Origin of the sequence: Brumimicrobium mesophilum (assembly GCF_003025005.1) — a bacterium.
In the GTDB taxonomy this organism is placed as follows: Bacteria; Bacteroidota; Bacteroidia; order Flavobacteriales_D; family Crocinitomicaceae; genus Brumimicrobium; species Brumimicrobium mesophilum.
Map to the genome: position 1 here is coordinate 1 of NZ_PVSS01000031.1, position 4356 is coordinate 4356.

Consider the following 4356-nt stretch of genomic DNA (forward strand, 5'->3'; position numbering starts at 1 on the left):
CGACTGTCAGCCGTCTACTCGATTAGGCACTTTACTTATTTCTAAATGTTGATATTCTAATTCCTTTTTTCTCAATCTCATATTTGGAAATATACTTTTTTTGCACCAATGTTTTTAAGAAATATTCATTTGAATCAATATATTCAATTATTGGTCTTTTGCCGTTTTCAGTTATGCTTGAGTATGGTTCACCAAGTGAGGTAAGAAATAATTCTATTTCATCATTATTGAATAAAAAATTGTATTTATTAAATACTTTTATTTTGCTCAAGGCTTTTAAATTGCTTTTAAGTAAAACGGAATTTATAATTTCCTTATCAATTTTCAATTCTAAATTTGAATTTAATAAATTTCCTATTTGATTTAATAATTCAATTTCTGTTGTAAAAACAGTTTCAGTATGATAATTTATAAATTCAACTTTTTGATTTATAGAAAATTTTTCTGATTTTAAAATCGATAATCTGTCAGAATTATCAAGTTGAAAAGTATCTATGTTTTCAATAAATTTTTTAATATCATTTTCAATTAATGAAATATAATAATCTCCAAAATTATCTTTAAGAAGCATATAATTCTCATTGTTGACTATTAGAGTTTTATTTTGAACTAATGACTTTGCCTTTTCAAGAGATAATTGTGCAAAATCTAAAGATGGATAAATGTAAGGTACTGCTTTTAGTAAGTCATCATAATTATCATTATTGAAATTATCCTCAAGTATTATTGTACGTATAAAGGCTTGTGCCGATTTTGTGTCTGGATAATCTTTTCCGATTTTTGTCTTTGCTAATTCTTTTGAATTGTCATTAATAAATTCAATTAGCTCTTCGGATAATTTTTTTTCTTCTCCAATATTATAAACTGAAAAGACATTATACCAATTCGCAGACATTTTAGAATCCTTTAGTAATATGTTTTTCACATTTAGTCTTTTAATATCATCGATATTTTCAACTTTAGTTTTTGACTGTTTTATTATAAAACCTTTGTTTTCTATGGAAATATCCTTATTGTTTAAAAGGTTTTCTAAAGGTTCTATATCATTTGGTTCAACTTTTAAGTCAAGGTAAACAGAAGAAACATATTCATCTATGTTAGTGTCTATGTAATCTACTAAACTTTTTATGCCCGATTCCTTAATGGATGTATAGTTCTTTTCTTTAAATAATTTTGGATTAAATACATTATTGAAAGTAAGAATACTTATTATCATTGAAGTATTGATTGAATAGTAGTTATTAGAATAAATAAATTCAAGTAATTCTTTTGGTGAAGAATCTGAAATGTCTTTAAATTTAATATCTAGTATTTTAATAACATCTTTTATTTTGGATTGATTTTTTGATATGTTTAAGAAATCTTTATTGTCTGAAATAGTTGATTTGTAAGTAGTGAGTATTTTTTTGATATCATTCGTATCTGCGTGTTCAATTAATAACTTGAAATATTTCTTTTTTTTGTCTTTCGAATAATTAGATTCATTTTCGATGAAATGCCAAATATTAGTCCATTCTTTACAGAAGATTTTAATAAATAATTCAGTGTTTGAAGAAGAATCAATAAAACCATCTATAAAACTTATTGATTTTTTAGATTCATTACCTAACTGCTTAAATATTAAATTACTTTTTAATTTATATTTATTAGTTGAAAGTAGGAAATCTAGTAAAGAATAATTGAGTGTATATTCTTTTTCAAATTCTAATTGATTTATTTTTTTTATAAGATTATCAATTTTATTAAGTTTAAAATCAAATTCAGAACTTTTCTGAGTTTTGATATTTATTAAGAATTGATAATCAGATTTAGATAAACTACCTTCATAGAAAATTGATATATATTCAAGATAACTTTCATCAATATATCCATTTCTTAACAAAATATTTATGAGTTCATTTTGCTTGCTTTCTTGATTTCCAACTTCAATCTCTTTAGTTGAGATTAACTCTTTTATTTGGTGTTTTTTAATTCGATTTTTGCTCTCTTCATATTCTTCAATCTGTTTTTTAAAATCATCTAGCTTATTTTTAGATGCAATTAGTTCTTCTCTTTCTTTGTAGGTATGAACAGAGTTTATCTCTTTTTCTATAGAATTGAAATTTAAATTGAAGTTCTGTTTATATTGTTGGTTATGATTATAAGTGTATTGTAATCTAGTTGAATTAATAATAGCGTTGAAATTTTCTTCTTCTGTAGCTTGTGTCAAATTAACAATTCGATTGTCTATCAAAAATTTAAAAAATGGATGGCTAGGATTGGTTTGCATTATGGTTTCTACAATTTTAGATAGATATATTGTTCTCAACTCTTTAATATCGCTAAATTTAGCATCTTCGACTTCCTTAATTTTTTCGTTTATTGTTTCGATTTTTAAATCAACTTTTTTGCTTTGTTCTTGAATGTAAAATTGCTTTTTTGATAAAGTTTCGTAAATAGAACCTTTGTTATTACTTAAATTGGTAAAATCAATTGGATGCATATTCTTATACACAATCATTGATAAAAGTTTGTCTTGATTTAAATTAGAGTTTAAACTATTTGAATAAATATGATATTCGTTCATAATATTAAACAACAATCTCATATCGTCAATAAATAGAGAAATATCACTAATTAAATCATTTGATATTTTATAATGATTTTCTTTTATGATTTTCAATAATTTTTCACTCGAGTTTGAAGAGTTGATTACTGGAATTATTGGAATCATAAAATCAAAGAACTTTGTTCTTTCTTTGTCTTTAAACATATCGTCTCGAATGGCATAAATAAAGACAATATTTTCTTTTGTTTTTTTAGAATTATTTATCAGTAAATTAAGCTCTCTCAATTTTGTAAAAACTTCCGTCTGCTCAAATCTATCAATATCCTCTATTATTACTGTGTTGTATTTAGTGACTTCAAAGAAGTATAAAATTTCATCAAGATGATTGTTAAGAATAGATTTACTAATACTGTCATCAATTTCGATTGAAGCATTATTTACACTTAGTTTTTTGATTACAACACTTTTAATAATTCGCGATACTTTAAAAAGGAAAAATAATAAGCCTAAAACAATAATTATTACCGCAGTAGAATGAACCAAATTCTGGTAATTTGGTGTAATATCAATCAAAGAAAATTTTGCCAAAAATTTTGGAAAAACTAAATATAGAAAAGATATTAAAAATGAGATAAATCCAATGGTTTGAAGTCTAAGGAACCATTTACTGTGTGATTTAATTTTTTTAAATCGTGAATCTGGTATTTTATTGTCTTTTTCGTGATAAAAAAACTGCTGTAATATACTTAACTCAATTAATCTTAACAACTCTCCATTTTCAGGAGTTGGTTTATCTGTATTAATTTCTTTAAATGTTGCTAAAGAAATATTTAAAAATCTAAAATCGTTATTCTGATTTTTTCTTTGAAAAGTTTGTATTACACTACTTTTCCCTGAACCATAAGGTCCAGAAATAGCAATATTTTTAATCTTATCTCTATTTAAAAGAGCCCAATTTAGAGATTCAATGTAGTAATCTATGTTTTCAGCATTATCAGTTGGTGATAATGAGTTATATGGTGATGATTCAGATTTATTTTTTGAAAATCTTAGATAATAATGAGTTAACCAATCAATGAATTTCTTTAAAATGTTTAGCAAATTTTTCTTGTTCATTCCTTGGTTTTAGTTTTTTGGTATTGTGCCTAACGTGCTTGTGTATGGAAAGTTGCGGTTTTGTGTGCGAGGATTTTCCGAAGGAAAATCAGACGTAACAAAACTGCAACTACCTTTGGTTAAGCACTAATTTAGCAATTTTTTATACACGTTGTTACCCAACGTTTTTTATTTTTTTCATTGTAATTATAATTCCGTTCTTTTCAATAAACTTTATTTCTTCACTCGTAAATTCAAGTGCATTTTTCATTGTCATTTTTTCATATAAATATTCAGGAATATTGTCTGTTTTGATTTGTAAAGAGTCAGAAGTCAGTTTTATTATTTCGTATGGAAATCCGACATCATATTCAAAAATCACAAGTTCATTTCCGTCAATCCAGAATATCTGATATTCATTACAATTCCGTTTAGTTTTTTCGTTTTCATAAACTTTTAAAATTCCATATTCGTCAAATTCGAAAATAGAATTTAATTCCAATTTCTCGCAAAAAGAAATATGTTCAAATGGTAAGAAATTTGATTCAATTACTTTCCATTTACCAATTAATTTTTCGTACTGTTCAGTTTTTGGCAGTTTTTCTGGTTTTTTAGGGAAGTCACAACTCAATAAAGTCAGAATAAAAACTATGGATAATATGTAGAATGTCGTTTTTTTCAAATGTTGGGTAACGTCCAAGCTACGTATTGTC

At 24.9% G+C, this 4356-nt stretch carries 2 protein-coding genes; both read right to left on the minus strand.

Going from position 1 to position 4356, the window contains the following annotated elements; translation table 11 throughout:
• Positions 1-31 precede the first annotated feature (31 nt).
• Positions 32-3664: a YobI family P-loop NTPase gene (locus tag C6368_RS16815; RefSeq protein ID WP_107040384.1), complete on the minus strand. Its 3633-nt coding sequence runs from the start codon at positions 3662-3664 to the stop codon at positions 32-34.
• Positions 3665-3818: 154 nt separating this feature from the next.
• Positions 3819-4356, minus strand: a 538-nt coding sequence (locus C6368_RS16820) for a hypothetical protein (protein WP_159038659.1), incomplete at its 5' end; no start/stop codon positions are given.

What these genes read in the sequence shown, in the direction of transcription:
- C6368_RS16815 (WP_107040384.1), bottom strand. Translation starts at nt 3,664, where the DNA reads ATGAACAAGAAAAATTTGCTAAACATTTTAAAGAAATTCATTGATTGG.